Source organism: Knoellia subterranea KCTC 19937 (genome assembly GCF_000768685.1).
GTDB lineage: Bacteria > Actinomycetota > Actinomycetes > Actinomycetales > Dermatophilaceae > Knoellia > Knoellia subterranea.
This window is the reverse complement of sequence record NZ_AVPK01000001.1, coordinates 318,316-342,939: the sequence shown is the minus strand read 5'-3', so window position 1 is coordinate 342,939 and position 24,624 is coordinate 318,316. Positions and strand designations below refer to the sequence as shown.

The following is a 24,624-nucleotide window of genomic DNA, read 5'->3' as shown; positions in this document are numbered from 1 at the left end:
CAGCGTTGGCCTTCCGGGGGCGTTCACCGACTGCGCGCCCGATCGCTGGGCAAGAACCTGATCACCAAAAGGGTGCAGGCGCTGGCTGCCCAAGAGAGCCGACCTGCCGCGACCCTCTCGGACGTCGACTTTCTGATCGGCGTCAGTGATCTGACTCGCCAAGGTGCGCTGCGCTTTCAGGCTGAACCCGGCCAACCCTTCCTCGACCCCGACCAGGAGGTGCCCAAGCTGGTCGAGCTACCCCGCCTGATGCGCGCCGCCGAGAGCGTCGCCAGCGCTCGAGGCGCCGACCTGGCAGCGATCAAGGAGTTGCTCGACGCGGGCTCGGGGTCCTTGGGTGGTGCGCGGCCGAAGGCGTCGGTGTGCGACCGAGACCGATTGCTCATTGCCAAGTTCCCGCACCCCGGCGACGAGTGGGACGTCATGGCGTGGGAGAAAACTGCTCTGGACCTCGCCGAGCTGGCCGGCATACACACGCCTCGTACCGAACTCCTGCGGGTCGACGGGTCCAGTGTGCTGCTCCTCGAGCGGTTCGATCGCCAAGCCGCGCGGCGTGTGCCGTACATCAGCGCCATGACCCTGCTCGGCGCACGCGATGGGGACGTCCACGACTACACGGAGATCGCCGAGGTGCTCGTCGATCACGCCGTCGCGCCAAAGGAGGACCTTCGTGAGCTGTGGCGTCGGATGGCGTTCTCCATCGGGATCCACAACACGGACGATCACCTGCGCAACCACGGCTTCCTGCGCGACGGTCCTGGATGGACACTGGCACCCGTCTTTGACGTCAATCCCAATCCGGATACGGGAAGCCAGCGGGTCACCGGGATTGGGGGTGCGCGCGCCCGTGTCGATGAGGTTGCCGCGCTCCTTCGCTACGCGGATCTGTTCGACCTCGATGCCCGGCGGGCGAACTCGGTTCTCGGCGAGGTGACGAGCGCACTCGAGGGATGGCGCGAGGTCGCAGTGAGGAACGGCGTCACGGCTTCGGAAGTGGCTCGCTTCCAGGACGCTTTCGACGGCGGTCAGAACGCTTTGCTCCAGGCCATGTCGCACCCTTAGGCCCGAACGGCAGCAGGGTCTCGTTCGTTCAGCCAGTCGATGAGGGCGCACACCTCATCCGTGCAGCCGCCGCAGCCGGTCGTGGCGCGGGTGGCCTGAGCGACCTCCTCGACGGTGCGGGATCCGCAGGTGTGCGCGGACGTGATGTCGGCCTTCGTCACGCTGTTGCACCGGCACACGGCGGCGTCGTCGGCCAGTGCATCGGGAGAGGTCGCCGTGACGATCGCGGGGGAGAGCGCGCTGAGGAGTAGGTGGGCCGGGTCGCTCGGCACGGGTGTCCGTCGCGTGTAGGTCGCGACGAGGTCGGCCGCCACCTGACCGGCTCCGATGCACGTGGCCCCGACGAGCCGGTCACCCTCGACGACGACTTCCACGTGCCGCCCAGTGGCGGGATCGGAGAGCGTCAACGAACGTTGCGTTGGCGCGTCCGGCCGCGCGCCACCACACACGCCCATCGTCACGACGTCGAGCCCGTGGGCCTTGACGCGGACGACGTCACTGCCCGTGCCACCGTCCCGGCTGGGAAGGCTGGCCGAGGTCAGCAGATCGGCGAGCCGACGTGCCTGGTCCCAGCCCAGAGCGACGAGTCCCATAGCCCCGGACGGTGGCTGCGCGCAGTCACCGATGGCGAAGATACGACGGTCCGCCGTACGCGACGCGTCGTCCACGACGATGCCGCGTTCGCAGGCGAGGCCTGCGTCGCGGGCGATGGCCGTGTTGGCGATCGTTCCGGTGGCGACGAGGAGGAGGTCGGACTCGACGACCTCACCGTCCGTGAGCCGGATGCCCGTGAGTCGCCCGTCCGCCACGACCGCAGCGGCCGCCCCCACGCCGACCCGCGGGGTGATGCCGACGTCCGGCATCGCGCTCGCGAGCACCGAACTGGCGGAGCCGTCGAGCTGACGTTCCATGAGCGCGTCCGCGGGGTGGACGAGCGTGACAGTGCAGCCGCGCTGGGCCAGGCCACTCGCCGCCTCGATGCCGAGGACCCCGGCACCGAGGACGACGGCACGACGGGAGTTGAGGGTCGCGGCCACGATCTCTCGGGCGTCGTCGATGCTGCGCAGGGCGTGGACACCCCGGGGTAGACGACCCGGGGTGGGGTCGAGTCCGTCCAGGGGCGGGATGCGCGCCGCCGCACCCGTGGCGATGACGAGCTGGTCGTAGCGGTGCCGGCTGCCGTCGATCGTCACGACCACACGGTCCTCCCGGTCGATCGAGCTCGCCGAGGTGCCGCGCAGCACCGTCAGGCGGGGGTGGTCCGGTGACGGGAGCGTCAGAGAGCTGAGCTCGTAGCGTCCCGCCACCACCTCACTCAGGAGCACGCGGTTGTAGGGCTCGCACGCCTCCTCGCCGATGACGGTCACCTCGTACTTGCCGGCGGTGTCGCGTGCGAGGAGGTCCTCGACGAACCGCGCGCCGACCATGCCGTTGCCGATGACGATGAGCCTCATGCGGGAACCTCCGTGGTGCTGGCGAAAGGTGAGTTCGCCTGTGGGACAGGGGAGCCGACACGGGCCACGGTGACCGCGCAGACCTTGAACTCGGGCATCCCCGAGACGGGATCGGTCGCGTCGTTGGTGACGCGGTTGACGTTCGCCTCGTCGGCCCAGTGGAACGGCATGAAGACGGTGTCCGGGCGGACCGCATCGGTGACGCGGGCCGTGGCCGTCACGACGCCCCTGGTGCTGGTCAGCTGCACGCGGTCGCCGGGTGCGATGCCGTGCCGGTCGGCCAGCCGAGGGTGGATCTCGACGAAGGCCCCCGGCGACGCAGCGACGAGTTCCTCCACTCGACGGGTCTGGGCCCCCGACTGGTAGTGCTGGAGGACGCGACCGGTGACGAGGTGACTGGGCGCTTCACCGCGCACGTCGTCGGCCGGCCCGCGGTCGTCGACGGCGACGAACCGCGCCCGTCCGTCCGGGGTGGGGAAGCCATCGAGGAAGAGTCTGGGTGTCCCGGGGTGTGCCGACCCGTCCTTGACAGCGGGGCAGGGCCAGAAGAGGTCCGGTTCGGCGTCGAGCCGTGCGTGGCTGAGCCCGCTGTAGTCGGCGCGTCCGCCCTCGCTGGCACGCGCCAACTCGTCGAAGACGCGCGCCGCATCGATGTCCCACGTGCCGGGCGCGTCGAGACGTGCGGCGAGCTCACGCCATACCCAGAGTTCCGAACGCGCACCCTCCGGAGGGTCGATCGCCTTGCGCCGACGGAGGATCCGACCCTCGAGAGACGTCATCGTGCCCTCCTCCTCGGCCCACTGGAGAACCGGGAGGACGACGTCGGCGCTACGGGCGGTCTCCGAAGGCACGATGTCGCAGACGACGAGGAGGTCGAGGGCGTCCAGCCGGTCGCCGACGTGGGTGGCGTTGGGGGCGGACACGCGCACGTTGGCTCCGTGCACGAGGAGTGCGCGCGGGCCACCCTCGCGACCGAGGGAGTCGAGCAGTTCGACCGCCGGCTTGCCCTTGCCGGGGATGACGGCCGGGTCGACGCCCCACACGGCCGCGACGTGCTCTCGGGCGGAAGGGTCGTCGATCATGCGGTAGCCGGGAAGCTGGTCCGACTTCTGACCGTGCTCGCGCCCGCCCTGCCCGTTGCCCTGACCGGTGACGGCGCCGTAGCCCGACCCGACCCGACCGACGAGGCCGAGCGCGAGGGAGAGGTTGATGGCGGCATTGACGGTCGCCGTGCCCTGCGACGACTGCTCCACCCCGCGGCCAGTGAGGACGTAGGCGCCGGAGCCGCCACGCATGGGGCTGGCCGATGCGAGCAGCATTGCGGCAGAACGCAGTTGGGTCTCGGGGATGCCCGTCACCTGCTCGACCCGGGCCGGCCACCAGGTCGCGGCGAGGCGTTGCGCCTCGTCCACGCCGGTGGTGCGCTCCGCGATGTATGCCGGGTCGTCCAGTCCCTCGGAGAAGACGACGTGGAGAAGGCCGAGGAGAACGACGAGATCGGTGCCGGGGACCGGTTGCAGGTGGATGCCTCCACCGTTCTCCGTGAGTCGTGCCGTGGCGCTGATGCGCGGGTCGACGACGATGAGGCCGCCGGCCGCACGAGCACCCGAGAGGTGCGCGACGGAGGGCGGCATCGTCTCGGCGAGGTTGCTGCCGAGAAGCAGGACGGCCTGCGCGCCACCGAGATCCGTGAGAGGGAACGGCAGCCCCCGGTCGACGCCGAGGGACCGGTTGGCCGCCGCCGCAGCACTGCTCATGCAGAAGCGCCCGTTGTAGTCGATGTTCGCCGTCCCGAGGGCGATGCGCGCGAACTTGCCGAGTTGGTACGCCTTCTCGTTCGTCAAGCCGCCACCGCCGAAGACCGCCACCGCGTCGGCCCCGTGGTCCGAGCGAATCTCCCTGAGCCGCAGTGCAACGAGGTCGAGGGCCACGTCCCAGGACGTCGGGACGAGCTCGCCATCGACGCCTCGCACGAGAGGGGTCGTGAGGCGGTCGGGTGCCCGCAGGACCGACGCACTCGTCCACCCTTTCTGGCACAGACCTCCACGGTTCGTCGGGAAGTCACGCCCGGCGACGTTCACGCCGGCGGCAGGATCCGGCGTGAGCGTCTGGGCGCACTGGAGAGCGCAATAGGGGCAGTGCGTGGCTGTCATCGAGAACTCAGATCGTCTCCGAGGCGAGCGCGGCACCGCGGCGCTGGTACACGGCATACGTCGTGACAGCCATGAGGACGTAGGCCGCGACGAAGACGTACAACGCTGGGACGAGCGAGCCGTAGGAGTCCTTGGCCATGGCGAAACCGCGCGGGATGAAGAAGCCGCCGTAGGCACCCACGGCACCGGCGATCCCGATGCAGCCCGCGGCGGCCTTGCGAGCCAGCGGCAGCTCGGACGGCGAGATGCCTGCGCGGAATACAGCAGGGATCATCCTGTAGGTCGCGCCGTTCCCGATGCCCGCTCCCGTGAAGAGCACGAGGAACGCGACGAAGAACAACGGGAAGCTCTTCGCCTGTAGGCCCTGCACTGCGGCGAGTGCCCCAACCGTGAGGATCGCGAAGGACGCGATCGTCACCCGCGCACCTCCCAGGCGGTCGGCGATGATCCCGCCCAGCGGCCGGGTGAGGGCGCCGATGAGCGCACCGAGGAAGGCGAGGCCGAGGGGAGCGGACGGGAACTGGGTCTTCAGAAGCGTCGGGAACGCTCCGGCATACCCGATGAAGGAACCGAAGGTTCCGATGTAGAGGAACGAGATGATCCACGTGTGCGGGTTCCTCGTCGCCAGGGCGAACGACCGGTAGTCGGCCTTGATCCCGGAGAGGTTGTCCATGAAGCGCCAGGCCGCAACAGCCGACAGCAGGGCGAGCGGGATGAAGATGAGGCCGGCCCGCTCGAGGTGCACACCGGCGCCGATCGCGATCACCGCGGGGACGACCATCTGGACGATGCCGGTGCCGAGGTTGCCGCCAGCAGCGTTGAGTCCCAACGCTTTTCCCTTCTCGGCTTCCGGGAAGAAGAACGAGATGTTCGTCATCGACGACGCGAAGTTGCCGCCACCGAAGCCGGCGAGCGCCGCGCACAGCAGCAGGACGGTGAAGGACGTCTCGGGTCGCGTCATGACGACCGCCAGGGCTGAGGCGGGAAGGAGCAGGAGCAGCGACGAGATGACCGTCCAGTTGCGTCCGCCGAACATCGGCACCGCGAAGGTGTAAGGGATGCGGATCGTCGCGCCGACGAGACTCGGCACGGCGATGAGCCAGAACTGCTGGTTGAGGGTGAGGCTGAACCCGGCAGACGGCAGGAGCGGCACGACGACCGACCACAGCGCCCAGACACAGAATCCGAGAAACTCGGCGAAGATCGAGAAGGTCAGGTTGCGACGGGCGATGGCGCGACCGGTGGACTGCCAGAAGCCGGCGTCCTCGGGATCCCAGTGCTCGATCCAGCGACCGGGACGGGTCTCAGTGGTGGTGTCTGCAGGGGCCGTGGGGGCCGCAGCGAGGGTGGTCTCCATGTCGGCAGACCCTGCCGATTCGGTGTTTCACCTCCCGGCGGCCCACGTAAATCGTCCGTAACACTCACCGCACAACGGCGAGCAGCCCGCTGTGAGAACCCCTCAGAGGTAGGTCGTTGGGATGGCCGGCTCTCCGCGGCTCAGCTGGTGCGCCGATCGCGGCAGTTCGGCGACGGACGCCTCGTGCCGCTCGCGCGCCGCGTCGAGGGAGGCGTGCTCGGCGCCGACGATCTTGCCACCGCGTACGTACTCGACGAGTAGGGCGCGGTCGTCCCCGTCATCGACCGGTGGCTCACCGATTCCGATGATCTCGGCCTCGGCCGTCCCGCGCTCATTGCGGCGGCGCAACGCGAACTTGCGCCCGCCGACGGACGTCTTGTCCTTGCTCGCCTTGGCGACGCCGACCATCTCCCCGGAGTCGTCGGCGCGCGCCACGAGCTTGTAGACCATGCCGGCAGTCGGCGCGCCCGACCCTGTGACGAGCTGCGTCCCGACGCCGTAGGCATCGACCGGCCCGGCTGCCAGCCCCGCGATGGCGAATTCGTCGAGGTCGGACGTCACGACGATGCGGGTCTTCGTCGCGCCGAGCGAGTCGAGCTGCTCGCGCACCTCACGCGCCTGGACGAGCAGGTCGCCGCTGTCGAGCCGCACCGCACCCAGCTCGGGACCGGCAACCTCGATGGCGATCTCCACGGCCTTCTCGACGTCATAGGTGTCGACGAGCAGCGTCGTCCCCACGCCCAGGGCCTCGACCTGCGCGGCGAACGCCTCACGCTCGTCGTCGTGCAGCAGCGTGAACGCGTGCGCGGCCGTCCCCGCTGTGGGCACCCCCCAGCGGCGGCCCGCCTCGAGATTCGAGGTCGTCGCAAACCCCGCGATGTATGCCGCCCGCGCGGCTCCCACTGCGGCTTCCTCGTGGGTGCGTCGAGACCCCATTTCGATGCATGGCCGGGTGCCTGCCGCGCCGGTCATGCGCGATGCAGCACTCGCAATGGCGCTGTCGTGGTTGAGGATCGAGAGCACGAGGGTCTCGAGGACGACGCCGTGAGCGAAGTCGGACTCGACGACGAGCACGGGTGAGCCGGGGAAGTAGGCGTCCCCCTCGGCATACCCCCAGATGTCGCCCTCGAAGCGGTAGTCCGCGAGGAAGGCCAGGGTCGCGTCGTCGACGACGCGGCTGGCGCGCAGCGCCGCGATCTCCTCGTCACCGAACCGGAACCGTTCGATCGCGTCGAGGAGGCGACCTGTCCCGGCAACGATGCCGTAGCGCCTCCCGTCGGGAAGGCGGCGCGCGAACGTCTCGAAGACGCAGCGCCGCGACGCCGCTCCCGATCGCAGGGCCGCTTGCACCATCGTCAGCTCGTAGTGATCGGTCAGCAGTGCCGTCGAGTCGCTCACGTTCGGCACCTTATTGTGGGAGCCGTGTCCATCGCGCCCGTGGAGGAGGAGGTCGTCTCCTCGGATTCCGTCGTCGAACCCGACGTCCCGTGGATCACGTTGGTGTGGAACGACCCGGTGAACCTCATGTCCTACGTGACATACGTCTTCCAGAGCTACTTCGGCTACGACCGGGCCAAGGCGGAGAAGCTGATGATGGACGTGCACACCAAGGGTCGCGCCGTCGTCTCTCACGGACCCCGCGAGAAGATGGAGATCGACACCGAGGCGCTGCAGGGTTATGGGCTGTGGGCGACTTTCCAAAAGGATGATTGATGGCGCGTGCGTTCGCCCGCAAGGGCAAGGGCAAGGACGTCCGGTATGCCGCGAAGCTCGACGCCGTCGAGCGGGCCGTGGTCGCCGGGCTGATGGAGCAGGTCCACGACCTCGTTGCCCCTGAACCCGAGCCCGAGCCGGCTCATGCGAGTGACGTCCACGGTGACGACGACTTCGCGGCGATCGTGTCCGGACTCGGCGGTCTCGGCATGGGCGTCTCCCTCTCTGCCGAGGACCAGCTCCCCGACGACCGTCCCGTGCCAGCGGACGCTCGCAGTTTCGGTGACCGTGACCCGGCCCTGGAGCGACTCCTCCCGGCGGGCAACCGGGTCGACGACCAGCTGTCCGCGGAGTTCCGTCGACTCACCGAGCACGGGCTGCGGCAGCGCAAGGCGCGCCACCTCGAGTCGGCCATGGCCGCACTGCGCGCACCCGGCTCCGGCGTCGAGCTCGACGAGCGCACGGCCATCGACATGGTCGTTGCCCTGACCGACGTGCGTCTCGTCCTCGGGGAGCGGCTCGGCCTGCGCGAGGATGCTGATGTCGACCGGCTCGAGGCGGAGCTGGATGAGATGGACGACGACGACCCGCGTTTGCACGCGATGTCGGTCTACGACTTCCTGACGTGGCTGCAGGAGACGCTCGCCACGGCGATGCTCCCGGGCGACCACCCCAGCGCTTAACCTTGGGCGGTGCCTGACTCTCCCATCGGAATCTTCGATTCCGGCTATGGCGGCCTCACCGTGGCGCGGGCCGTCCTCGACCAGTTGCCGCACGAGTCCGTGGCCTACCTGGGAGACACCGCACGCGCGCCCTACGGACCCCGCCCCATCGCGGAGACGCGGGCCTTCGCGCTCGAGTGTCTGGATCGGCTCGTGTCGCACGGAGTCAAGGCGCTCGTCATCGCCTGCAACACGGCGAGCGCGGCCGTCCTCCACGACGCGAGGGAGCGCTACGACGTCCCCGTCGTCGAGGTCATCCGCCCGGCCGTGCGCCGCGCCGCCGGTGCGACGCGCACGGGCCGGATCGGCGTCATCTCGACGGTCGGTACCCACCAGTCGCGCGCCTACCTCGACGCGTTCGCTGCCGCACCGCACCTGCACGTGACGAGCGCCGCAGCCCCGCGGTTCGTCGAGTTCGTCGAGTCGGGCATCACCGGTGGGGACGAGCTGGTCTCCGCGGCCCGCGAATACCTCGCGCCCCTCCAGGCCAAGGACATCGACACCCTGATCCTCGGGTGTACGCACTACCCGCTGCTCGCGGGAGTCATCTCCTACGTCATGGGTCCGGACGTCACGCTCGTGTCGTCGGCGGAGGAGACTGCCAAGGAGCTCTACCGCGTCCTCGCCGACGCCACCCTGCTGCGTCCCGATGACCTGCCGCCGCCGCAGCACGGGTTCACGACGACGGGCGACCCGGAGGAGTTCCGGCGTCTGGCGTTGCGCTTCCTCGGTCTCGGCCCGAACTTCGGCCACATCTTCACCTCCCGCATTGGCGTCAAGGAGGCGACCGCATGAAGGTCACGATCCTCGGGTGCAGCGGCTCCTTCGCCGGCCCGGACTCGCCCGCGTCGAGCTATCTCGTCCGGGTCGACGACGGTGGGCGCACCTGGAACCTCCTCTTCGACCTCGGGTCGGGGGCGCTGGGCCCAATGCAGCGCCACATCGCGCCGCGGGACGTCGACGCGGTCTTTGTCACCCATCTCCACCCGGACCACTGCGCCGACCTGTGTGGCCTCTACGTCGCGCGCCACTACAACCCGGGCGGTGCCCCGACCGAGCGCGTGCCTGTGTGGGGTCCCACCGGAACGGCCAAGCGCCTCGCGCTGATGTACCACGGGCTCGAGCACCACGCTCTGCAGCAGGTCTTCGACTTCCGCCTCCTCGAGGACCAGGTCGCCATCGAGGTCGGTCCGGTCCGGGTCGTTCCGTACGCCGTGAACCACCCCGTCGAGGCGTTCGGGTTCCGCATCGAGGCCCAGGGGCAGGTGCTCGCCTACACCGGCGACACCGACACGTGCGACAACCTCACGCCGCTCCTGCGCGACGCGGATCTTGTCCTCAGTGACTCGGCGTTCATGGACGGTCGTGACGACGAGTTCCGCGGCGTCCACCTGACACCGTCCCGTGCGGCTCAGGCCGCCCTCGACGCCGGTGGGGTGAAGCGGTTGATGCTCACCCACATGCCCGCCTGGAACGACCCTGCCGTATGCCGTGAGCAGGCTGCCGCGCTCTGGCCCGATGTCGAGATGGTCGAGTTCGGGGCGACGTACGAAGTGGGGTCGGGCGACCTCGACTCTGTGGGGGAGTCCGGAGCGGTCTAGCCTGCTCGGGTGACTTCTTCGACTGCCCGCCACGACGGCCGCGCCCCCGAGGACCTCCGCGAGGTCCGCATCACCCGCAATTGGCTCGACCACGCCGAGGGCAGCGTCCTCGTCGAGTTCGGCCGCACCCGCGTGCTCTGTGCTGCCTCATTCACCGAGGGTGTGCCGCGCTGGCTCAAGGGACAGGGGACGGGTTGGGTCACGGCCGAGTACGAAATGCTCCCGCGCTCCACGAACACCCGCTCCGACCGCGAGTCCCGCAAGGGCAAGGTTGGTGGCCGCACCCACGAGATCTCGCGGCTCATCGGTCGTGCCCTGCGCGCGGTCATCGACACGAAGGCGTTGGGGGAGAACACGATCGTCGTCGACTGTGACGTCCTCCAGGCCGATGGCGGCACCCGGACCGCGTCGATCACCGGTGCCTACGTGGCCCTCGTCGACGCCATCGAGGATGCCCGCGCCAAGGGCCTCATCGCCAGGAACGCGTCACCGCTCGTCGACTCGATCGCGGCGGTCAGTGTCGGCGTCGTCGGTGGACAGCCCGTGTGCGACCTCGACTACCCCGAGGACTCGACGGCCGACACCGACATGAACGTCGTCATGACCGGCTCGGGCAAGTACGTCGAGGTCCAGGGCACGGCCGAGGGTGCGGACGCCGCCTTCGACCGCGACCGCCTCAACGCCCTGCTCGACCTCGCCGCCTCGGGCTGCGCGACCCTCACCGAGAAGCAGCAGGAGGCGCTCGCCGCCCCCGCTCGGGAGCGCACGCGATGAAGCTCGTCCTCGCGACCCAGAACGAGCACAAGGTCCACGAACTGCGCCAGATCCTCGCCGAGCTCGTAGACGAGATCGGTCTCGAGGTTGTCGGCGCCTCGGACTTCCCGAACGCTCCAGACGTCGTCGAGAACGAGGTGACGTTCGAGGGCAACGCCCGCCTCAAGGCCGTCGCCGTCGCCAAGGCCACAGGACTGCCGAGCGTCGCCGACGACTCCGGCCTTGCGGTCGACGTTCTCGGCGGTGCGCCCGGCATCTTCTCCGCGCGCTGGTCCGGCTCCCACGCCGGCGAGGGTGCAGGCCGTGCGGAGCGCGACCGCGCCAACCTCTCGCTGCTCCTCGAGCAGATCGGCGACGTCGGTGACGAGCACCGCACCGGCGCCTTCGTCTGCGCCGCCGTGCTCGCCATGCCGGACGGATCCATCGAGGCGGTCGAGGGTCGCGTCACGGGCACCATCCGCCGGGAACCGTTGGGGGAGAACGGTTTTGGATACGACCCGATCTTCACGCCGGACGATGACACCCGCTCGCTGGCCGAGTACACCGACGTCGAGAAGAACGCGATCTCGCACCGCGGCCGTGCCTTCCGCGCGATGATCCCGATCCTCCGCGAACGCCTCACCACTCAGCCCTGACCTGATCCGTTCGGGAGGAGGGGCAGCAGCGGTAGGTGGGCGGACGGCATACCCTGTCTGTCGCAAGCGCGAGTGGTGGAACAGGCAGACACGCTGGGTTTAGGTCTCAGTGCCCTCGGGTGTGCGGGTTCGACTCCCGCCTCGCGCACGGACCGTGGAGGCCTCGCTGATAGTTTGGCGAGAGCCGACCACCGAGGAGCCAGCGTGACCGAACGACTCTCTCCGGGCGATGTCGCCCCGGACTTCACCCTGACCACCGACACCGGCGAGAGCGTGACGCTCTCGGACCTGCGTGGCGGCAAGGTCATCGTCTACTTCTACCCGGCGGCGATGACGCCCGGGTGCACGAAGCAGGCCTGCGACTTCAGCGAGTCGCTCGAGTCCCTCAAGACCGACGGCTACACGGTGCTCGGCATCTCGCCGGACAAGCCGGAGAAGCTGGGGAAGTTCCGCGACAAGGAGCACCTGACCCTCACGCTGCTGTCCGACCCCGACAAGGCCGTCATGACGCAGTGGGGTGCCTTCGGCGAGAAGAAGCTCTACGGCAAGGTTGTCCAGGGAGTGATCCGCTCGACCGTCGTCATCGACGAGGACGGCAAGGTCGAGCACGCTTGGTACAACGTCAAGGCCACGGGTCACGTCGCGAAGTTGCGCCGCGACCTCGGACTGAGTGAGGACTGAACCATGAGCCACATTACTGCCCTCGAGGCCGACATCGCGCAGCGCCGTACGCGTCTCGCGAATACCCTCAACGAGCTCACCGCCAAGGCCACGCCGTCGGCCATCGCCAAGCGTGAGGTCGACAAGGCCAAGCAGCGGTTCGCCGACGCCACGACGACGCCTCAGGGCGACCTGCGCGTCGAGCGCGTGGCCGCGGCCGTCGCTGTCGTCGCCGTCATCGTCGCGTTCAAGGTGCTTCGCGGCCGCCGTCGCTGACCTTTCAGGGTCCTTTCGAGACGCCGCATCCGGTATGCCGGGTGCGGCGTCTCGCTGTTCCCTCACCGTCCGTGGTGGGCCACGATGGGAGGGGCGCCCCGTTCGGCGGGGTGGCTCACTCTTGACGAACTCACCACTGGGAGGGAACGGCCATGACATCGGTGCGGACGCATCTCTGGTTCGGGAACGACAGGGCCCACGAGGCTGCGGAGTTCTATGCGGAGCACATCCCGGACTCCAGGGTCGGGAGGGTCATCACGGCGCGGACGGCACCGGACAGCCGCGTCGCCGACGTCGTCGAGTTCACCGTGGGCGGCCTCGAGGTCATCGGCCTCAACGCCGGGCCCCAGATCAACCTCAACGAGTCGTTCTCCTTCTACCTGCGCGTGGACGGGCAGGAAGAGGTCGACCACTACTGGGACCTGCTCACGGCCGACGGGGGAGAGCCGGGCGCCTGCGGGTGGTGCAAGGACAAGTTCGGTGTCTCGTGGCAGGTCATCCCGCGAGAGCTCGAGGACCTGTCCGGGGACTACAGCACCGAGGCCAACCACCGTGTGGCACAGGCGATGCTGGGGATGGGCAAGATCGACGTCGCCGCCCTCCAACGCGCCCACGATGGCGTCGGCTCGTAGGCGAAAATCCGTGGCGGCAGGGCACATCGCAGCCCTACCGTCGATGTGTGATCCACATGGTTGACCTGCAGGACGACGCGGTCCTGCAACAGGTGCACGACGTCATGGAGCGAGCCAAGGCGCTCGACCGTCCGTGGCACGAGGCCGTGCCCTACGACGAGTTCGCGAAGCAGGCACGCCACGACGACCCGGCCGAACGCACCGAGTTCGCAGCGCTCTTCGAGGACGGGCGGGTCGTGGCGGCGTCCGAGCGGTGGGTCCCGATGGAGGACAACACCCACATGTTCTGGGGCACGGTCCACGTCGACCCGGATCACCGACGCCGCGGCTTCGGCGCAGAACTGGTGAAGGCCGACGCCGAGCGGGCGCGTGAACTGGGGCGGACGACGCTGCTCGCCGAGTTCTTCGTCCCCGGCGACGACGTGGAGTCGCACCCGTATCGAGCCTTCGCCCTGGCCCAGGGTTTCGAGCCGGGCTGGGTCGAGTTCGCGCGTCACCTCGCGCTTCCCGTCGAGTCCGATCTCCTCGCCGAGTTGGGTGCCTCGGCAGCCTCCGCGTCCCGGGACTACGACGTCGAGGTGTATGCCGGCCGCCCACCCGAGCAGCACCTGCCGGGTCTGTGCGTCCTCTACGGCCAGCTGGCCGTGGACGCCCCCACCGGTGACGTCGCCTTCGAGGAGGAGTCGGTGACGCCCGAGCGGATGGCGAAGTGGTTCGATCTCGAGGAGTCGGTCGGACGCACCCGGCTGACGGCCCTGGCGATCCATCGCGACAGCGGCACGGTCGCGGCACACTCGGACCTCATCGTCCCGGCGGCCCCGTCGCGTCAGGTGTGGCAGTGGGGCACGTTCGTCCACCGCGAGCACCGAGGTCACAACCTCGGGACGGCGGTCAAGGTGGCGAACCTCGAGCGGCTGCAGCGCGACGTCACCCACCGGACGGTGGTGCGCACGACCAATGCGGACACGAACGCCCACATGGTCGCCATCAACGACCGGCTCGGCTTCGAGATCGTCGAGCGCCTCCTGGCCATGACGATGCCCGTCAGTCCCCGCTGAGGATCTCGACTCAATCTGCGCGCAGGCGTCAAAGCTTCTGCGCCGGTCGCGCGACCGGCGCTCAGGTTGACGACCGGCGCTCGCATGGCTGCACCGGTCACCACGGTCTGCGCCGGTCGCGCGGCCGGCGCACACACCGCGGCATGGCGTGACGACTTTGCCCAGGACGGCTGAAGCCCCGCACGGTGATCCGCGCGGGGCTTCTGGTGGTGCGCCATCAGGGACTCGAACCCCGAACCCGCTGATTAAGAGTCAGCTGCTCTGCCAATTGAGCTAATGGCGCGCGAGGAGAGACATTAGCAGCGGTGGGGCCGACTTGCGAAATCGGGCCAATCGGCCGTGTTCGCACGGGTGTTCACCGCCCTGTTCTCCCGCCCGGTCAGCCCTCGCCGTTGTCCCGGCGGACGGCGTAGAACGTGGCTGCGATCGCACCCACGACGGCCGCGAAGACGATGAACCACACCCACGTCGGGGTGGACTCGCCGCCGGTGTCCGTCCCCTCTCCGGCCGCGGTGGTGGCCGTCGTGGGGGAGGAGTCGGCCGACGGCGTCGCATCGCCCGCCGTCGCGGACGGGGTCGGAGCCACTGAGCCCGAGGCCGACGGCGACGTCGAGGTGGCTGGCGCCTGAGGGTTGCCCTCGACCGTGAAGGTCGTCTTTCCGGAGATCGGGTGCGAGTCGGCGCTGACGACGCGGTAGACGATGTTGTAAGTCCCCGCTGCGATCGGCTGCGCCACCGGAAGCGTCACGGTGGCGCCCTCCGCCGTGGCCTCCCCGTCGACGACCTCGCCGCCCTCGCTGTCCGTGACACGCACCGTGACGAACTGCGGCTTCACCGTCTCGTTGAAGGTCAGGACGACCTCGGTGGGGGAGGACGGGAGCGCGGCTCCATCCTTCGGGCTGATCGAGATCAGCCGGGAGTGGGCGCTCGCCGGCACCACCCCACCCACCATCGCCACGAAGGCGGTGAGGAGGAGCACGATCAGTCCACGGGTCGTCTTGCGCATGCCATCCATACTGCACACCCATTCTGGGTGCGAGGTGAACGGCCTCGCAGAAATGACGAAAGCCCCTGCAGTGCAGGGGCTTTCGGACTTGGGGTGAGCGACGGGGCTTGAACCCGCGACCCCCGCGACCACAACGCGGTGCTCTACCAGCTGAGCTACGCCCACCAAGGCGACCACCCGGCATACCGGAAGATCCGGCGGCCGAGGCAGCGCGGACTATCGTACCTGCTCCTCGGGGGTGCTCTTGACCATGTCCGCAGTGGCACCGGAGACTGGCGCCGAGTGGTCGACGACGTGCTGGGCCGCGATGGCCCGCAGCTCGTCGCTGGAGCGCCCGGGCGGGTCGACGAAGACGGCGGACCGGTAGTAGCGCAGCTCCGCGATCGACTCCCGGATGTCGGCGAGCGCGCGGTGGCCGCCGGACTTCTCGGGCGCCGCGAAGTACGCCCGCGGGAACCAGCGGCGCGACAACTCCTTGATCGAGGAGACGTCGATGATCCGGTAGTGCAGGTGCTGCTCGAGCTCGGCCATGTCGCGCGCCAGGAAGCCGCGGTCGGTCGCGACGGTGTTGCCGCCCAGCGGTGCCTTGCGCGGCTCCGGCACCCATTCGCGCACGTAGTCGAGGACGAGCTTCTCCGCCTCCTCCATCGTCACCCCGTCGGCGAGCTCATCGATGAGGCCGGACGACGTGTGCATCTCGCGGACGAAGTCGCCCATCTGGGCCAGCGCGGCATCGGTCGGCTTGATGACGACGTCGACGCCGTCGCCGAGGACGTTGAGCTCGAAGTCGGTGACGAGCGCGGCGACCTCGATGAGGGCGTCGCTCTCCAGGGAGAGCCCGGTCATCTCGCAGTCGATCCAGACGATGCGGTCAGTCAGGGCTCGGTCGGGCGTTGCGGACATGGCCCCCACTGTATGGCGCTGCACTATCGTCGCGGTCATGAGTGGGGATCCAGCAGTCGTCGTCGAATCACCGCCGCCGCCGGACGTGCCTCGGGTGCGCTCCGGGGCACATCGGGGACGCTCACTGATCCGCCGATGGGTCCTCCTCGGCATCGCCACCGTCGGTTTCGGACTCGCCGCGCTCGTCGTCGCCGTGGCCATCGGAGCAGCCGCCGGCGTGAGTGCGACACTCCTCGGACTGGTCGCCGCGATCATCCCGCTGGGCATCGTCGTGCCGACGTTCATGTGGCTCGACCGGTTCGAGGCCGAGCCGACGCGCTATCTCGTCATGGCGTTCCTCTGGGGTGCGCTCATCGCCGTCCTCATCGCGATGACCCTCAACACGGCGGGCCAGCTCGTCCTGCGCGGATCCATCCCGGACCAGGACTCGCTCCAGCTCACCGCCGTGTTCGTCGCGCCCGTCGTCGAGGAGATCGCGAAGGGCGCCTTCATCGTTCTGGTGTGGCTCTTCGCGAAGCGCGAGTTCGATGGTGTGACCGACGGGATGGTGTATGCCGGTGTCACGGCTGCCGGTTTCGCGTTCACCGAGAACATCCAGTACCTCGCGCTCGCGTGGGCCGAGCACGGTCGGGATGGCCTCACCGCAACGTTCGTCGGTCGCTGCCTGCTGTCGCCGTTCGCGCACCCCATGTTCACCATCTGCACCGGTATTGGCATCGGCATCGCCGCGACGTCCCGGATGGGCTGGAAGCGCTGGCTGGCGCCGCTCGCCGGGCTCATCATCGCCGTGGTCGCCCACGCCATCTGGAACGTCGCGGCGGTGAGTGGCGGCGAGGGGCTCATCGCGGTCTACCTGCTCATCGAGGTCCCGCTGTTCCTCAGCTTCGTCGGGTTCGCGGTCTGGGTTCGTCGTCGCGAGGGGCAACTCATCGGCCAGTTCCTCTATCCCTATGCCGATGCGGGTTGGCTCTCCCCGGCCGAGGTGGAGATGTTGGCCTCGATGCCCCGTCGCAGGGAGGCGCGTCAGTGGGCGCGCATGAACGGCGGACGCGAAGCCCTGCGCTCGATGGAGGACTTCCAGGACACGGCAAGTGAGTTGGCGCTCCTGCGCCGACGGATGCACCACTCGGCTGCTGACGCCCGTGCCCTCAGCGACGAACGTGACTTGCTGGCGGCCCTCGTCGCGCGACGGCACGACTTCTCCGGCCAGGTCGTCTGATGGCGGCGCGCGCGTCGGTCCTGGACCTCGCCGCGTCCATCGCGCCGGATCTCGTCGCGCTGCGGCACGACCTGCACCGTCACCCCGAGTTGGGCAATGACGTTCCACGGACCCAGCGCGCCGTCCTCGACGCCCTCGAGGGGCTCGACCTCGAGATCGCCCTTGGTCAGAGCCTGACGAGCGTGGTCGCGGTGCTGCGCGGGCGTGGCGCCGGGCAGACGGGCGGCGGCGCGCAGGACGCTGCTCGGCCCGTCGTGCTGCTGCGCGGAGACATGGACGGGCTCCCCGTCACGGAGGCGACCGATCTCGACTTCGCCTCCGAGGTCGACGGGCTCATGCATGCCTGCGGGCACGACCTCCACGTTGCCGGACTCGTCGGCGCCGCGCGCATCCTCCACGAACTGCGTGACGACCTCGCCGGCGATGTCGTCTTCATGTTCCAGCCGGGGGAGGAAGGCCCCGGAGGGGCCGAACCGATGCTGCGCGAGGGACTCCTGGAGGCGGCAGGCCGACGGGTCGACGCGGCATACGCGATCCATGTCTATGCCGCCGAGCACCCGAGGGGCGTCTGGTTCGGTCGCCCCGGACCGCAGATGGCCGCGGCCGACGAAGTGCGAATCACGGTGCAGGGCAGGGGTGGTCACGGCTCGCAGCCCTATCAGGCCCTCGACCCCGTCCCCGTCGCCTGCGAGGTCGTGCTCGCCCTGCAGACGATGGTGACGCGCCGGTTCGACGCCTTCGACCCCGTGGTCGTGACGGTCGGCCGGATCAACTCCGGGACGGTCAACAACGTCATCCCGGACGCGGCCGAGATCGACGCGACGCTACGCACGTTCTCGCCGGAGCACCGCGAGAAGGCGCACACCGAGATCCGTCGGGTGGCCGAGCACGTTGCCGCCGCCCATGGTCTGACCGCCAGGGTCGACATCGGCGACGGCTATCCCGTGACCGTGAACGACGCGGACGAGTTCGCGTTCGCGCAGGCCACCGTCGTCGACCTGTTCGGCGAGGAGCGGTGGGCCGACATGGTGACCCCCGAGGCGGGAGCCGAGGACATGTCGTTCGTCCTCGAGGAAGTGCCCGGCGCCTATCTCAACATCGGCGCCTGCGTCAGCGACGATCACACGACGGCCGAGGACAACCATTCGCCGCGGGCGCTCTATGACGATTCGGTCATCCCGGACATGGCGGCGTTGCTGGCGGAGCTCGCGCTCCGCCGGACCGCTGTGGGTGCCCCCGGGGTCTGAGGCGCCGCCGCACCTCGGGCCGCGTGGTCGAAGGGAGAGGACACGCCGCGTATGCCGGCGCCCTCGCGGCACGTTCTCTCCTCTCGACTGGCTGTGGCCAGGGTCGAGAGCGGCGCCGGTCAGCCGTGCTGGATGCGGACGCCCAGCGGCTGGGTCGTCAGCACTGCGACCGCGGCGCGGTGGTCCGTGTGTCCGACGTCGAGGTCGCTGACCTGCATCGGGCCGGGCAGGTGCTGCGCGGCCTTCCACTCGAGGAGCGCGGCCGGGCCGTCGTGAGCAGAGACGACGACCTCGCTCGGGTCCACGACGAGGCCGTGGCCGGTGGCCTTGAGGATCGCCTCCTTGCGGGCCCAGATCTGCGCGCGAGCGGCGAGGAGGGCGTCGCCGTCGAGGTCGGCCAGGTGCGGCATCTCGGATGCGTCGAGGGTGACGGAGCCGAAGCCGTCGAAGTCAGCCGACTCCAGATCCTCGATGTCGACACCGACCTCACCGAGGGTGGTCACGGCAGCGACCGCCATCCGCTCCCCGTAGGACACGGACACGTGGATATCGCGCATGCCCACCACGTGCGGCTTGCCGTGTCGGTCCGTGCCACAGGTCGCGCAGCGCTTCTCGAAGTCGAGGCTGCGGGGATCGACGCCGGTCTCGTCCGCCACGAGCCGCCGCAGCAGGGCGTGCGCGGTGATGAAGGGGTGTGGGTCGGAGCGCCGTTCGGCACGCTCGCGCTCGCCCGCATCGAGCAGGTCGAGGAATCGGGGATCGTCGATCACCTGTGTGGTGCGGATCACGACGGACATGTCCCGATCATGTCATCCCACTTCCGCAGCGGGGACCGGCACCGGTTGGCGAGTAGGTTCGCCAGCATGGAGCGCATCGTCGTGGACCGGACGGTCGAAGGCTCGGATCTGGAGGTCGCCTTCGAGCGCGAAGGCACCGGAGCGCCGATCGTCTTCGCGCACGGCGCCGCCCTCGACTCCCGCAGCTGGGGACCGCAATTCGCCGGCCTGCGTGACGACTTCACCGTCGTCGCATGGGACGAACCCGGAGTCCGCGCCTCGGCGCCGGTGCCAGCGGGGTTCGCGCTGGCCGACTTCGCGGACGCGCTCGCCGACGTGGTGCGCGCTGTGGGCCTTGGTCCGGCACACCTTGCCGGCCTCTCCTGGGGCGGCACCGTCATCCTCGAGACCTATCGACGTCACCCCGACGTGGTCGCCACCCTCGTGCTCATTGATTCGTATGCCGGGTGGTCCGGTTCCCTGCCCGCCGCCGAGGTCCGTGCCCGCGTCGAGGGGGTTCAGGCCCAGTTGGCGGCGCCGGCCGAGGAGTTCGATCCCACGCTGCCGGGGCTGTTCGGGTCGGAACCGACGGCCGAGGTGGTGGCTCTCATGGAGGCGATGGCGAGGGACGTGCGGCCCGAGACTCTGGCTCTCGAACTCGGCATCATGGCCGGGACGGACCTCAGCGGGCTGCTTCCGCACATCACCGTGCCGACCCTGCTCATCTGGGGTGAGCTGGACGCCCGGTCGCCACTGTGGGTCGCCGACCAGTTCGCCGACGGCATCGAGGACTCCGAGCTCGTCGTGATCCCCGGTGCCGGGCACATGAGTCCTCTCGAACAACCCGAGTTGGTCAACGCTGCGATCCGTGACTTCTGCCGTCGGAACGCGACCACGTCGGGACGGTGAGGACCTCCGCGAAGGCGGGCGGACGGCATACCGGCTCGCAACGCGCTCGCTTCGCGTCGCGCGTTCGCGCGCGCCCCCGCCGGCGCTCTCACTTCGTTCGAAGCGCCTGTTACTTCTGCCGGGGTCGCAATGCTGCCTCGCACGCTCGGCAGCATTTGCGCCCCCGGCAGGACTCGAACCTGCGACCTAGACATTAGAAGTGACTTGCTCTATCCGGCTGAGCTACGGGGGCTGGTCGACAAGGGAGTCTAGTGAGTGTCCGACCGAGGGCGTCTCATGTGGCGAATCGTGCCGCGGCCGCTCGGCACGTCGGCGAGCGAGCGGGCGCCATTTCGTTAGGCTGAGCGAGTGAAAACCTCCGAGGCGACCGAGACGAGCGTGCTTGTCGAGGCCGTGACCGGACTTCGTGACGCGGTCGAGGCCTCGGTCCTCCCGTTGACCACCCCGGGACAGGCCGACGGGCTGGCGCAACGCCGAGAACTCCTCCAGCAGCTGGACGACTACGTCCTTCCGCGACTGCGATCGATCGACGCGCCATTGCTCGCGGTAGTGGGCGGCTCGACGGGCGCAGGCAAGTCGACGCTGGTCAATTCCATCGTCGGTGCTCAGGTCAGCCGCTCCGGAGTGCTTCGCCCCACGACGACGAGCCCCGTGCTCGTGCACCACCCCGAGGATCGCAAGTGGTTCGCGGACCAGCGCATCCTGCCGAGCCTCGCGCGGGTGACCGGGGGACCGGGGGAGGAGTCGCAGCCGGGGACCGTGCGACTCGTCGACTCGACATCCCTTCCCTCGGGGATGGCTCTGCTCGATGCCCCCGACATCGACTCGGTGGTCCAGGCCAACCGTGAACTCGCCGGGCAGCTGCTCTCCGCTGCTGACCTCTGGCTCTTCGTCACGACAGCCGCCCGCTATGCCGACGCCGTGCCGTGGGATCTCCTGCGCACCGCGGCCGATCGCGGCACCGCCGTTGCCATCGTCCTGGACCGCATTGCGCCCGAGGCCATCGACGAGATCCGGCCGCACCTGGCCGGCATGTTGCGCGAGCAGGGTTTGCCGACGGCCCCGATCTTCACCGTCCCCGAGACCACACTGACGCCCGAGGGGTTCCTCCCGGCAGAGGCGATGGGTCGACTCAAGGCCTGGCTCGACGCTCTCGCAGGCGACGCGCGGGCGCGCTCCGTGGTCGTCAGTCAGACCCTCAAGGGAGCCATGGGTTCGCTCTCCGGGCGCACCGCAAGCCTGGCCGAGGCGTCCGACGAGCAGGCGTCGGCGGCCGAGGCGCTCACCGCAGCCGCCGACGGCAACTACGGACGTGCGACTCAGGGCGTCAAGGACGGCATGACCGACGGAACCCTCCTGCGCGGAGAGGTGCTGGCCCGGTGGCAGGAGTTCGTCGGCACGGGCGAGTTCTTCCGGCAGGTCGAGTCCACCCTCTCCAAGTGGCGCGACCGCATCACTGCCGCCATCAAGGGTCAGGCGGTGCCCGCCGAGGACCTGGGGGAGGCTCTCCAGTCGGGCGTGGCCAACCTCCTCGTCTCGCATGCCACGGCCGCGTCCGCCGACACGGCCCGCGAGTGGCGCCGGCTCCCGGGCGGTGAAGCCCTGCTCGCTGCCCACCCGGAGTTGAGCAAGCCGTCCTCGGACTTCAACCCGCGCGTCGAAGCACTGGTCCGCCAGTGGCAGGGGGAGGTGTTCGACATCGTCCGCAGCGAGGGCGGCAACCGGCGCACGAACGCCCGCATCGCGGCATACGGAGTCAATGCCATCGGTCTCTTCCTCATGCTCGTCTCGTTCGCCGCAACCGGCGGACTCACGGGCGCCGAGGTCGGCATCGCCGGCGGTACTTCGGTCCTCGCTCAGCGAGTCCTCGAGGCCATCTTCGGAGACCAGGCCGTCCGGGAGATGGCCGCGAAGGCGCGTCAGGGCCTGCTCTCCCGCGTCACCGAGCTCTACGGAACCGAAGAGCAGAGGTATGCCGCAGCGGTCGCCTCCGTGGGCGACACCGCCGAGCAGTCGGCCGCCTTGCATGCGGCTGCGGCGCGTGTGCGTGAGGTGTCCGCATGAGTCCACTCAAGATGGGCTCGGCCAAGGTCAAGGCCGTGTCCGCCGAAGCGCTGACGGCTGCGTCGGGAGCGCTCGAGTCCGCCCTGGAATCCGGCGGCTCGGAGCTGCCCGAGGCACCTGTTGCCCGTGCCCGCACTCTCGTGACCAAGGTCGCCGAGCGCACCGCCCTCGTCGGTGGGCACACGGTCGTCGCCCTCGCCGGTGCGACCGGGAGTGGCAAGTCCTCTCTCTTCAACACCCTCGTCGGTGCCGACGTGGCAACGGTGGGGGCGCGTCGACCGACGACGTCGACACCCACGGCCGGTGTGTGGGGAGACGAGGAAGCCGGCCCGCTGCTCGACTGGCTCGGCGTCACGGCGCGCCACCACGTGACACAAGAAGGCGGCTCGGCTCGCGAGGGGACCGTCGGGTCCCTCGACGGGCTCGTGCTGCTCGACCTGCCGGACTTCGACTCGCGGGAGTCCTCGAACCGCGCGGAGGCGGAGCGGGTTCTCGAACTCGTCGACGTGTTCGTGTGGGTCACGGACCCGCAGAAGTATGCCGACGCGCGGCTCCACGACGACTACGTCGCGGCGCTCGCGACGCACGACGCCGTGACCCTGGTCGTCCTCAACCAGGTCGACCGCCTCCCCGAGGACGACGTGCAGCGCTGCGTCGAGGACCTCCAACGACTCATGGCGCGCGATGGCCTCCGGAAGGCGACCGTCATCCCGACATCGGTGCGGACGGGTCGCGGACTGGACGTGTTGGGTCAGCGGCTCAGCAACGCCGTGGCGGGGGCCAACGCCGCACGGACGCGACTGGCCGCCGACGTGCGGCAGTCGGCCGCCGCTCTGCGACCGGCAGTCGCCGACACCGAACCCACCATCAAGGCCTCGGGCGAGGGCGACCTCGTCGACGCCCTGGCACGCGCAGCGGGTGTCCCGACGGTGGTGCGCGCGGTGGAACGCGACTACGTCATGCAGGCGGTCACCCACACCGGCTGGCCCCTGACCCGCTGGGTGCAGCGATTCAAGCCCAAGCCGTTGCGCCGACTGCGCCTCGACGGCGGAGGCGTGACGGCATCCGTGACCCAGGCGGACGTGCGGTCCGTCCTCGGTCGTTCCTCCCTGCCTCCGGCCACACCGGCTGCCCGGGCGGCGGTCGATCTGGCGACCCGGCAACTGGCCGACCGGGCCGGAGCCTCGTTGCCGACCCCGTGGGGCGACGCCATCGACGAGGCGGCCGCGCCCTCCAGTCACGAGCTGACCGACGCGCTCGACCAGGCCGTCATCGGCACGTCCTTGCGGTCGCGAACGCCCGTGTGGTGGCGCGTCGTCGGCATCATCCAGATCCTGCTCGGACTCGCGGTGCTCTCCGGGGCGCTGTGGTTCGTCCTGCTGTGGGTCCTGGGATGGCTGCAGTTCCCGAGCATCGAGACGCCGATGTGGGGGCCGCTGCCTTGGCCCTTCGTCCTGCTGGTCGGCGGCGTCCTGGCGGGCCTGTTGCTCGCGCTGGTCTCGCGGTATCTGGCAGGCATCGGTGCGCGTCGCCGGGGTGCGGTGGTCGACCGTCGGCTCCGTGAGTCCATCGCGACCGTGGCCGATGAGCGCATCCTCGCTCCGGTCTCCGGCATCCTCGACCGGCACCGCCAGACGCGCCAACACCTCGAATCGGCTGCGACGGTCTGACGCGTTCCCGCACCGTGCGTGACGGTTGGGCGGCTCGTGAGCACGGCTGGCCGTCCACAGTCCGCGCTGACGGTCGGGTTTGTCCACAGATTGGCCCGCACCCGTTGTCGCAGGTCGGCGGCTTGTCGACGCTGGTCGCAACGCACCGCACTCGCGGAGCCCGACCAGTGAAGGACCAGTCATGCAGGAAAGCATCATCACGGTGCAGGGCCGGGTCGCGAGCGACCCGGAGATGAAGGTGTCGAATCGTGCCGGCACGCCGTTCGCGACGTTCCGAGTGGCGTCGACACCCCGTCGCCAGGTTCAGGGCGCGCCGGGGACCTATGAGGACGGCGAAACGTCGTGGTTCAGCGTCTATGCCTGGGGCCGCCTCGGGGCCAACGTGCTGAAGTCCATCGAAAAGGGGCAGCCCGTCGTCGTGACCGGCCGGCTCTCCTCCCGGGAGAACAAGCAGGAGGACGGCACCTACCGCTACTCGGTCAGCATCAGCGCCAACGGTGTGGGCCACGACCTATCCTGGGGGCAGGCCGCCTTCGAGAAGGTCTCACGCCCCTCGTGGGGCGACGGCGATCGTGTCGATGACGCCATCGACACGATGCAGGCAGAGGCGGAGGCGTTCGCGGACCCGGAGCGCGTCGACTACGAGACCGTCGATCCCGAGACGGGCGAGATCCTGTCGAGCACCGGCCCGCTGGCGGAGGAGTCGGCGGCCTGACCGTGGTGGATTCGGGGA

24 protein-coding genes and 4 tRNA genes are annotated in these 24,624 nt (G+C 69.5%); 18 read left to right on the top strand and 10 right to left on the bottom strand.

What is annotated here, in order from left to right; genetic code table 11:
• The first annotated feature begins 72 nt into the window (after positions 1-72).
• The gene (locus N803_RS01625; RefSeq protein ID WP_245616942.1) at positions 73-1,062 is read left to right on the top strand and encodes a type II toxin-antitoxin system HipA family toxin; all 990 of its coding nucleotides are present in this window, start codon (positions 73-75) and stop codon (positions 1,060-1,062) included.
• On the opposite strand, the gene N803_RS01620 is transcribed toward N803_RS01625, so the two are convergent.
• The 4 genes from N803_RS01620 to N803_RS01605 form a co-directional block, all read right to left on the bottom strand.
• Complete coding sequence (locus tag N803_RS01620) at positions 1,059-2,516, bottom strand: FAD-dependent oxidoreductase (protein ID WP_035902015.1); 1,458 nt, start codon at positions 2,514-2,516, stop codon at positions 1,059-1,061. The two genes, N803_RS01625 and N803_RS01620, sit on opposite strands and share 4 nt — an antisense overlap.
• Positions 2,513-4,669 (bottom strand): molybdopterin oxidoreductase family protein, encoded by a 2,157-nt coding sequence (locus N803_RS01615; protein ID WP_052111598.1) that lies wholly within the window; start codon positions 4,667-4,669, stop codon positions 2,513-2,515. The genes N803_RS01620 and N803_RS01615 overlap by 4 nt, the downstream gene beginning before the upstream one ends.
• Positions 4,670-4,676: 7 nt before the next feature.
• Positions 4,677-6,026, bottom strand: a complete 1,350-nt coding sequence (locus N803_RS01610) for an MFS transporter (RefSeq protein ID WP_035902012.1) — start codon at positions 6,024-6,026, stop codon at positions 4,677-4,679.
• Positions 6,027-6,128: 102 nt separating this feature from the next.
• Positions 6,129-7,424, bottom strand: a complete 1,296-nt coding sequence (locus N803_RS01605; protein WP_052111597.1) for a nicotinate phosphoribosyltransferase — start codon at positions 7,422-7,424, stop codon at positions 6,129-6,131.
• A 24-nt stretch (positions 7,425-7,448) separates the two neighbouring features.
• On the opposite strand from N803_RS01605, the gene clpS reads away from it, so the two are divergent.
• From clpS to N803_RS01550, 11 genes are all read left to right on the top strand, one after another.
• Complete coding sequence (clpS, locus tag N803_RS01600) at positions 7,449-7,739, top strand: ATP-dependent Clp protease adapter ClpS (RefSeq protein WP_035902629.1); 291 nt, start codon at positions 7,449-7,451, stop codon at positions 7,737-7,739.
• A complete protein-coding gene (locus tag N803_RS01595; protein ID WP_035902009.1) occupies positions 7,739-8,422 on the top strand; it encodes a DUF2017 family protein in 684 nt (227 codons plus the stop codon). The genes clpS and N803_RS01595 overlap by 1 nt, the downstream gene beginning before the upstream one ends.
• Positions 8,423-8,431: 9 nt before the next feature.
• Entirely contained in the window at positions 8,432-9,256 is an 825-nt protein-coding gene (gene murI, locus N803_RS01590; RefSeq protein WP_035902006.1) for a glutamate racemase, read from the top strand.
• The gene (locus N803_RS01585; protein ID WP_052111596.1) at positions 9,253-10,062 is read left to right on the top strand and encodes an MBL fold metallo-hydrolase; all 810 of its coding nucleotides are present in this window, start codon (positions 9,253-9,255) and stop codon (positions 10,060-10,062) included. Before murI ends, N803_RS01585 begins: the two co-directional genes overlap by 4 nt.
• Positions 10,063-10,071: 9 nt before the next feature.
• On the top strand, positions 10,072-10,836 hold the full coding sequence (gene rph / locus N803_RS01580) for a ribonuclease PH (RefSeq protein ID WP_035902005.1): 765 nt from the start codon (positions 10,072-10,074) through the stop codon (positions 10,834-10,836).
• Positions 10,833-11,471 (top strand): RdgB/HAM1 family non-canonical purine NTP pyrophosphatase, encoded by a 639-nt coding sequence (gene rdgB / locus N803_RS01575; protein WP_035902003.1) that lies wholly within the window; start codon positions 10,833-10,835, stop codon positions 11,469-11,471. Before rph ends, rdgB begins: the two co-directional genes overlap by 4 nt.
• A gap of 66 nt (positions 11,472-11,537) precedes the next feature.
• Positions 11,538-11,619: transfer RNA gene (locus tag N803_RS01570), tRNA-Leu, on the top strand.
• A 56-nt stretch (positions 11,620-11,675) separates the two neighbouring features.
• Positions 11,676-12,152, top strand: coding sequence for a thioredoxin-dependent thiol peroxidase (gene bcp / locus N803_RS01565; RefSeq protein WP_035902002.1), 477 nt, complete (start codon positions 11,676-11,678; stop codon positions 12,150-12,152).
• 3 nt (positions 12,153-12,155) lie between these two features.
• On the top strand, positions 12,156-12,407 hold the full coding sequence (locus N803_RS01560) for a DUF3618 domain-containing protein (protein ID WP_035902001.1): 252 nt from the start codon (positions 12,156-12,158) through the stop codon (positions 12,405-12,407).
• A 152-nt stretch (positions 12,408-12,559) separates the two neighbouring features.
• Entirely contained in the window at positions 12,560-13,039 is a 480-nt protein-coding gene (locus N803_RS01555; protein WP_035901999.1) for a VOC family protein, read from the top strand.
• A gap of 56 nt (positions 13,040-13,095) precedes the next feature.
• Positions 13,096-14,097, top strand: a complete 1,002-nt coding sequence (locus tag N803_RS01550) for a GNAT family N-acetyltransferase (protein ID WP_052111595.1) — start codon at positions 13,096-13,098, stop codon at positions 14,095-14,097.
• A 207-nt stretch (positions 14,098-14,304) separates the two neighbouring features.
• On the opposite strand, the gene N803_RS01545 is transcribed toward N803_RS01550, so the two are convergent.
• From N803_RS01545 to orn, 4 genes are all read right to left on the bottom strand, one after another.
• A tRNA-Lys gene (locus tag N803_RS01545) sits at positions 14,305-14,380 on the bottom strand.
• A 96-nt stretch (positions 14,381-14,476) separates the two neighbouring features.
• Positions 14,477-15,103: a copper resistance CopC family protein gene (locus tag N803_RS17260; RefSeq protein ID WP_052111594.1), complete on the bottom strand. Its 627-nt coding sequence runs from the start codon at positions 15,101-15,103 to the stop codon at positions 14,477-14,479.
• An 89-nt stretch (positions 15,104-15,192) separates the two neighbouring features.
• Positions 15,193-15,268, bottom strand: a tRNA-His gene (locus tag N803_RS01535).
• 51 nt (positions 15,269-15,319) lie between these two features.
• Positions 15,320-16,006 (bottom strand): oligoribonuclease, encoded by a 687-nt coding sequence (gene orn / locus N803_RS01530; protein ID WP_035901998.1) that lies wholly within the window; start codon positions 16,004-16,006, stop codon positions 15,320-15,322.
• A 37-nt stretch (positions 16,007-16,043) separates the two neighbouring features.
• Between orn and N803_RS01525 the strand changes: the two genes are divergently transcribed.
• Positions 16,044-17,225 carry a PrsW family intramembrane metalloprotease gene (locus tag N803_RS01525; protein WP_035901996.1) on the top strand — a complete coding sequence of 394 codons (1,182 nt, stop codon included), beginning with the start codon at positions 16,044-16,046 and terminating at the stop codon, positions 17,223-17,225.
• Positions 17,225-18,472, top strand: a complete 1,248-nt coding sequence (locus N803_RS01520; RefSeq protein WP_035901995.1) for a M20 metallopeptidase family protein — start codon at positions 17,225-17,227, stop codon at positions 18,470-18,472. The genes N803_RS01525 and N803_RS01520 overlap by 1 nt, the downstream gene beginning before the upstream one ends.
• Positions 18,473-18,591: 119 nt before the next feature.
• Here the strand turns inward: N803_RS01520 and N803_RS01515 are convergent, their stop codons facing one another.
• Positions 18,592-19,269 carry a 4'-phosphopantetheinyl transferase family protein gene (locus tag N803_RS01515; protein ID WP_052111593.1) on the bottom strand — a complete coding sequence of 226 codons (678 nt, stop codon included), beginning with the start codon at positions 19,267-19,269 and terminating at the stop codon, positions 18,592-18,594.
• Between the two features lie 66 nt (positions 19,270-19,335).
• Between N803_RS01515 and N803_RS01510 the strand changes: the two genes are divergently transcribed.
• Positions 19,336-20,157, top strand: a complete 822-nt coding sequence (locus N803_RS01510) for an alpha/beta fold hydrolase (protein ID WP_052111592.1) — start codon at positions 19,336-19,338, stop codon at positions 20,155-20,157.
• A gap of 158 nt (positions 20,158-20,315) precedes the next feature.
• Here N803_RS01510 and N803_RS01505 read toward each other — a convergent pair.
• A tRNA-Arg gene (locus N803_RS01505) sits at positions 20,316-20,389 on the bottom strand.
• A gap of 116 nt (positions 20,390-20,505) precedes the next feature.
• On the opposite strand from N803_RS01505, the gene N803_RS01500 reads away from it, so the two are divergent.
• From N803_RS01500 to N803_RS01490, 3 genes are all read left to right on the top strand, one after another.
• A complete protein-coding gene (locus tag N803_RS01500) occupies positions 20,506-22,221 on the top strand; it encodes a dynamin family protein (RefSeq protein WP_035901992.1) in 1,716 nt (571 codons plus the stop codon).
• Complete coding sequence (locus tag N803_RS01495) at positions 22,218-23,891, top strand: YfjP family GTPase (RefSeq protein ID WP_035901991.1); 1,674 nt, start codon at positions 22,218-22,220, stop codon at positions 23,889-23,891. Before N803_RS01500 ends, N803_RS01495 begins: the two co-directional genes overlap by 4 nt.
• A gap of 181 nt (positions 23,892-24,072) precedes the next feature.
• Positions 24,073-24,606: a single-stranded DNA-binding protein gene (locus tag N803_RS01490; protein ID WP_052111591.1), complete on the top strand. Its 534-nt coding sequence runs from the start codon at positions 24,073-24,075 to the stop codon at positions 24,604-24,606.
• The last annotated feature ends 18 nt before the right edge of the window (positions 24,607-24,624 follow it).

What these genes read in the sequence shown, in the direction of transcription:
- N803_RS01515 (WP_052111593.1), bottom strand. Translation starts at nt 19,269, where the DNA reads ATGTCCGTCGTGATCCGCACCACACAGGTGATCGACGATCCCCGATTC.
- N803_RS01550 (WP_052111595.1), top strand. Translation starts at nt 13,096, where the DNA reads ATGGTTGACCTGCAGGACGACGCGGTCCTGCAACAGGTGCACGACGTC.
- N803_RS17260 (WP_052111594.1), bottom strand. Translation starts at nt 15,103, where the DNA reads ATGCGCAAGACGACCCGTGGACTGATCGTGCTCCTCCTCACCGCCTTC.
- N803_RS01620 (WP_035902015.1), bottom strand. Translation starts at nt 2,516, where the DNA reads ATGAGGCTCATCGTCATCGGCAACGGCATGGTCGGCGCGCGGTTCGTC.
- rdgB (WP_035902003.1), top strand. Translation starts at nt 10,833, where the DNA reads ATGAAGCTCGTCCTCGCGACCCAGAACGAGCACAAGGTCCACGAACTG.
- orn (WP_035901998.1), bottom strand. Translation starts at nt 16,006, where the DNA reads ATGTCCGCAACGCCCGACCGAGCCCTGACTGACCGCATCGTCTGGATC.
- N803_RS01595 (WP_035902009.1), top strand. Translation starts at nt 7,739, where the DNA reads ATGGCGCGTGCGTTCGCCCGCAAGGGCAAGGGCAAGGACGTCCGGTAT.
- N803_RS01615 (WP_052111598.1), bottom strand. Translation starts at nt 4,669, where the DNA reads ATGACAGCCACGCACTGCCCCTATTGCGCTCTCCAGTGCGCCCAGACG.
- N803_RS01525 (WP_035901996.1), top strand. Translation starts at nt 16,044, where the DNA reads ATGAGTGGGGATCCAGCAGTCGTCGTCGAATCACCGCCGCCGCCGGAC.
- N803_RS01510 (WP_052111592.1), top strand. Translation starts at nt 19,336, where the DNA reads ATGGAGCGCATCGTCGTGGACCGGACGGTCGAAGGCTCGGATCTGGAG.
- N803_RS01610 (WP_035902012.1), bottom strand. Translation starts at nt 6,026, where the DNA reads ATGGAGACCACCCTCGCTGCGGCCCCCACGGCCCCTGCAGACACCACC.
- N803_RS01555 (WP_035901999.1), top strand. Translation starts at nt 12,560, where the DNA reads ATGACATCGGTGCGGACGCATCTCTGGTTCGGGAACGACAGGGCCCAC.
- N803_RS01490 (WP_052111591.1), top strand. Translation starts at nt 24,073, where the DNA reads ATGCAGGAAAGCATCATCACGGTGCAGGGCCGGGTCGCGAGCGACCCG.
- N803_RS01585 (WP_052111596.1), top strand. Translation starts at nt 9,253, where the DNA reads ATGAAGGTCACGATCCTCGGGTGCAGCGGCTCCTTCGCCGGCCCGGAC.
- N803_RS01495 (WP_035901991.1), top strand. Translation starts at nt 22,218, where the DNA reads ATGAGTCCACTCAAGATGGGCTCGGCCAAGGTCAAGGCCGTGTCCGCC.
- N803_RS01520 (WP_035901995.1), top strand. Translation starts at nt 17,225, where the DNA reads ATGGCGGCGCGCGCGTCGGTCCTGGACCTCGCCGCGTCCATCGCGCCG.
- N803_RS01560 (WP_035902001.1), top strand. Translation starts at nt 12,156, where the DNA reads ATGAGCCACATTACTGCCCTCGAGGCCGACATCGCGCAGCGCCGTACG.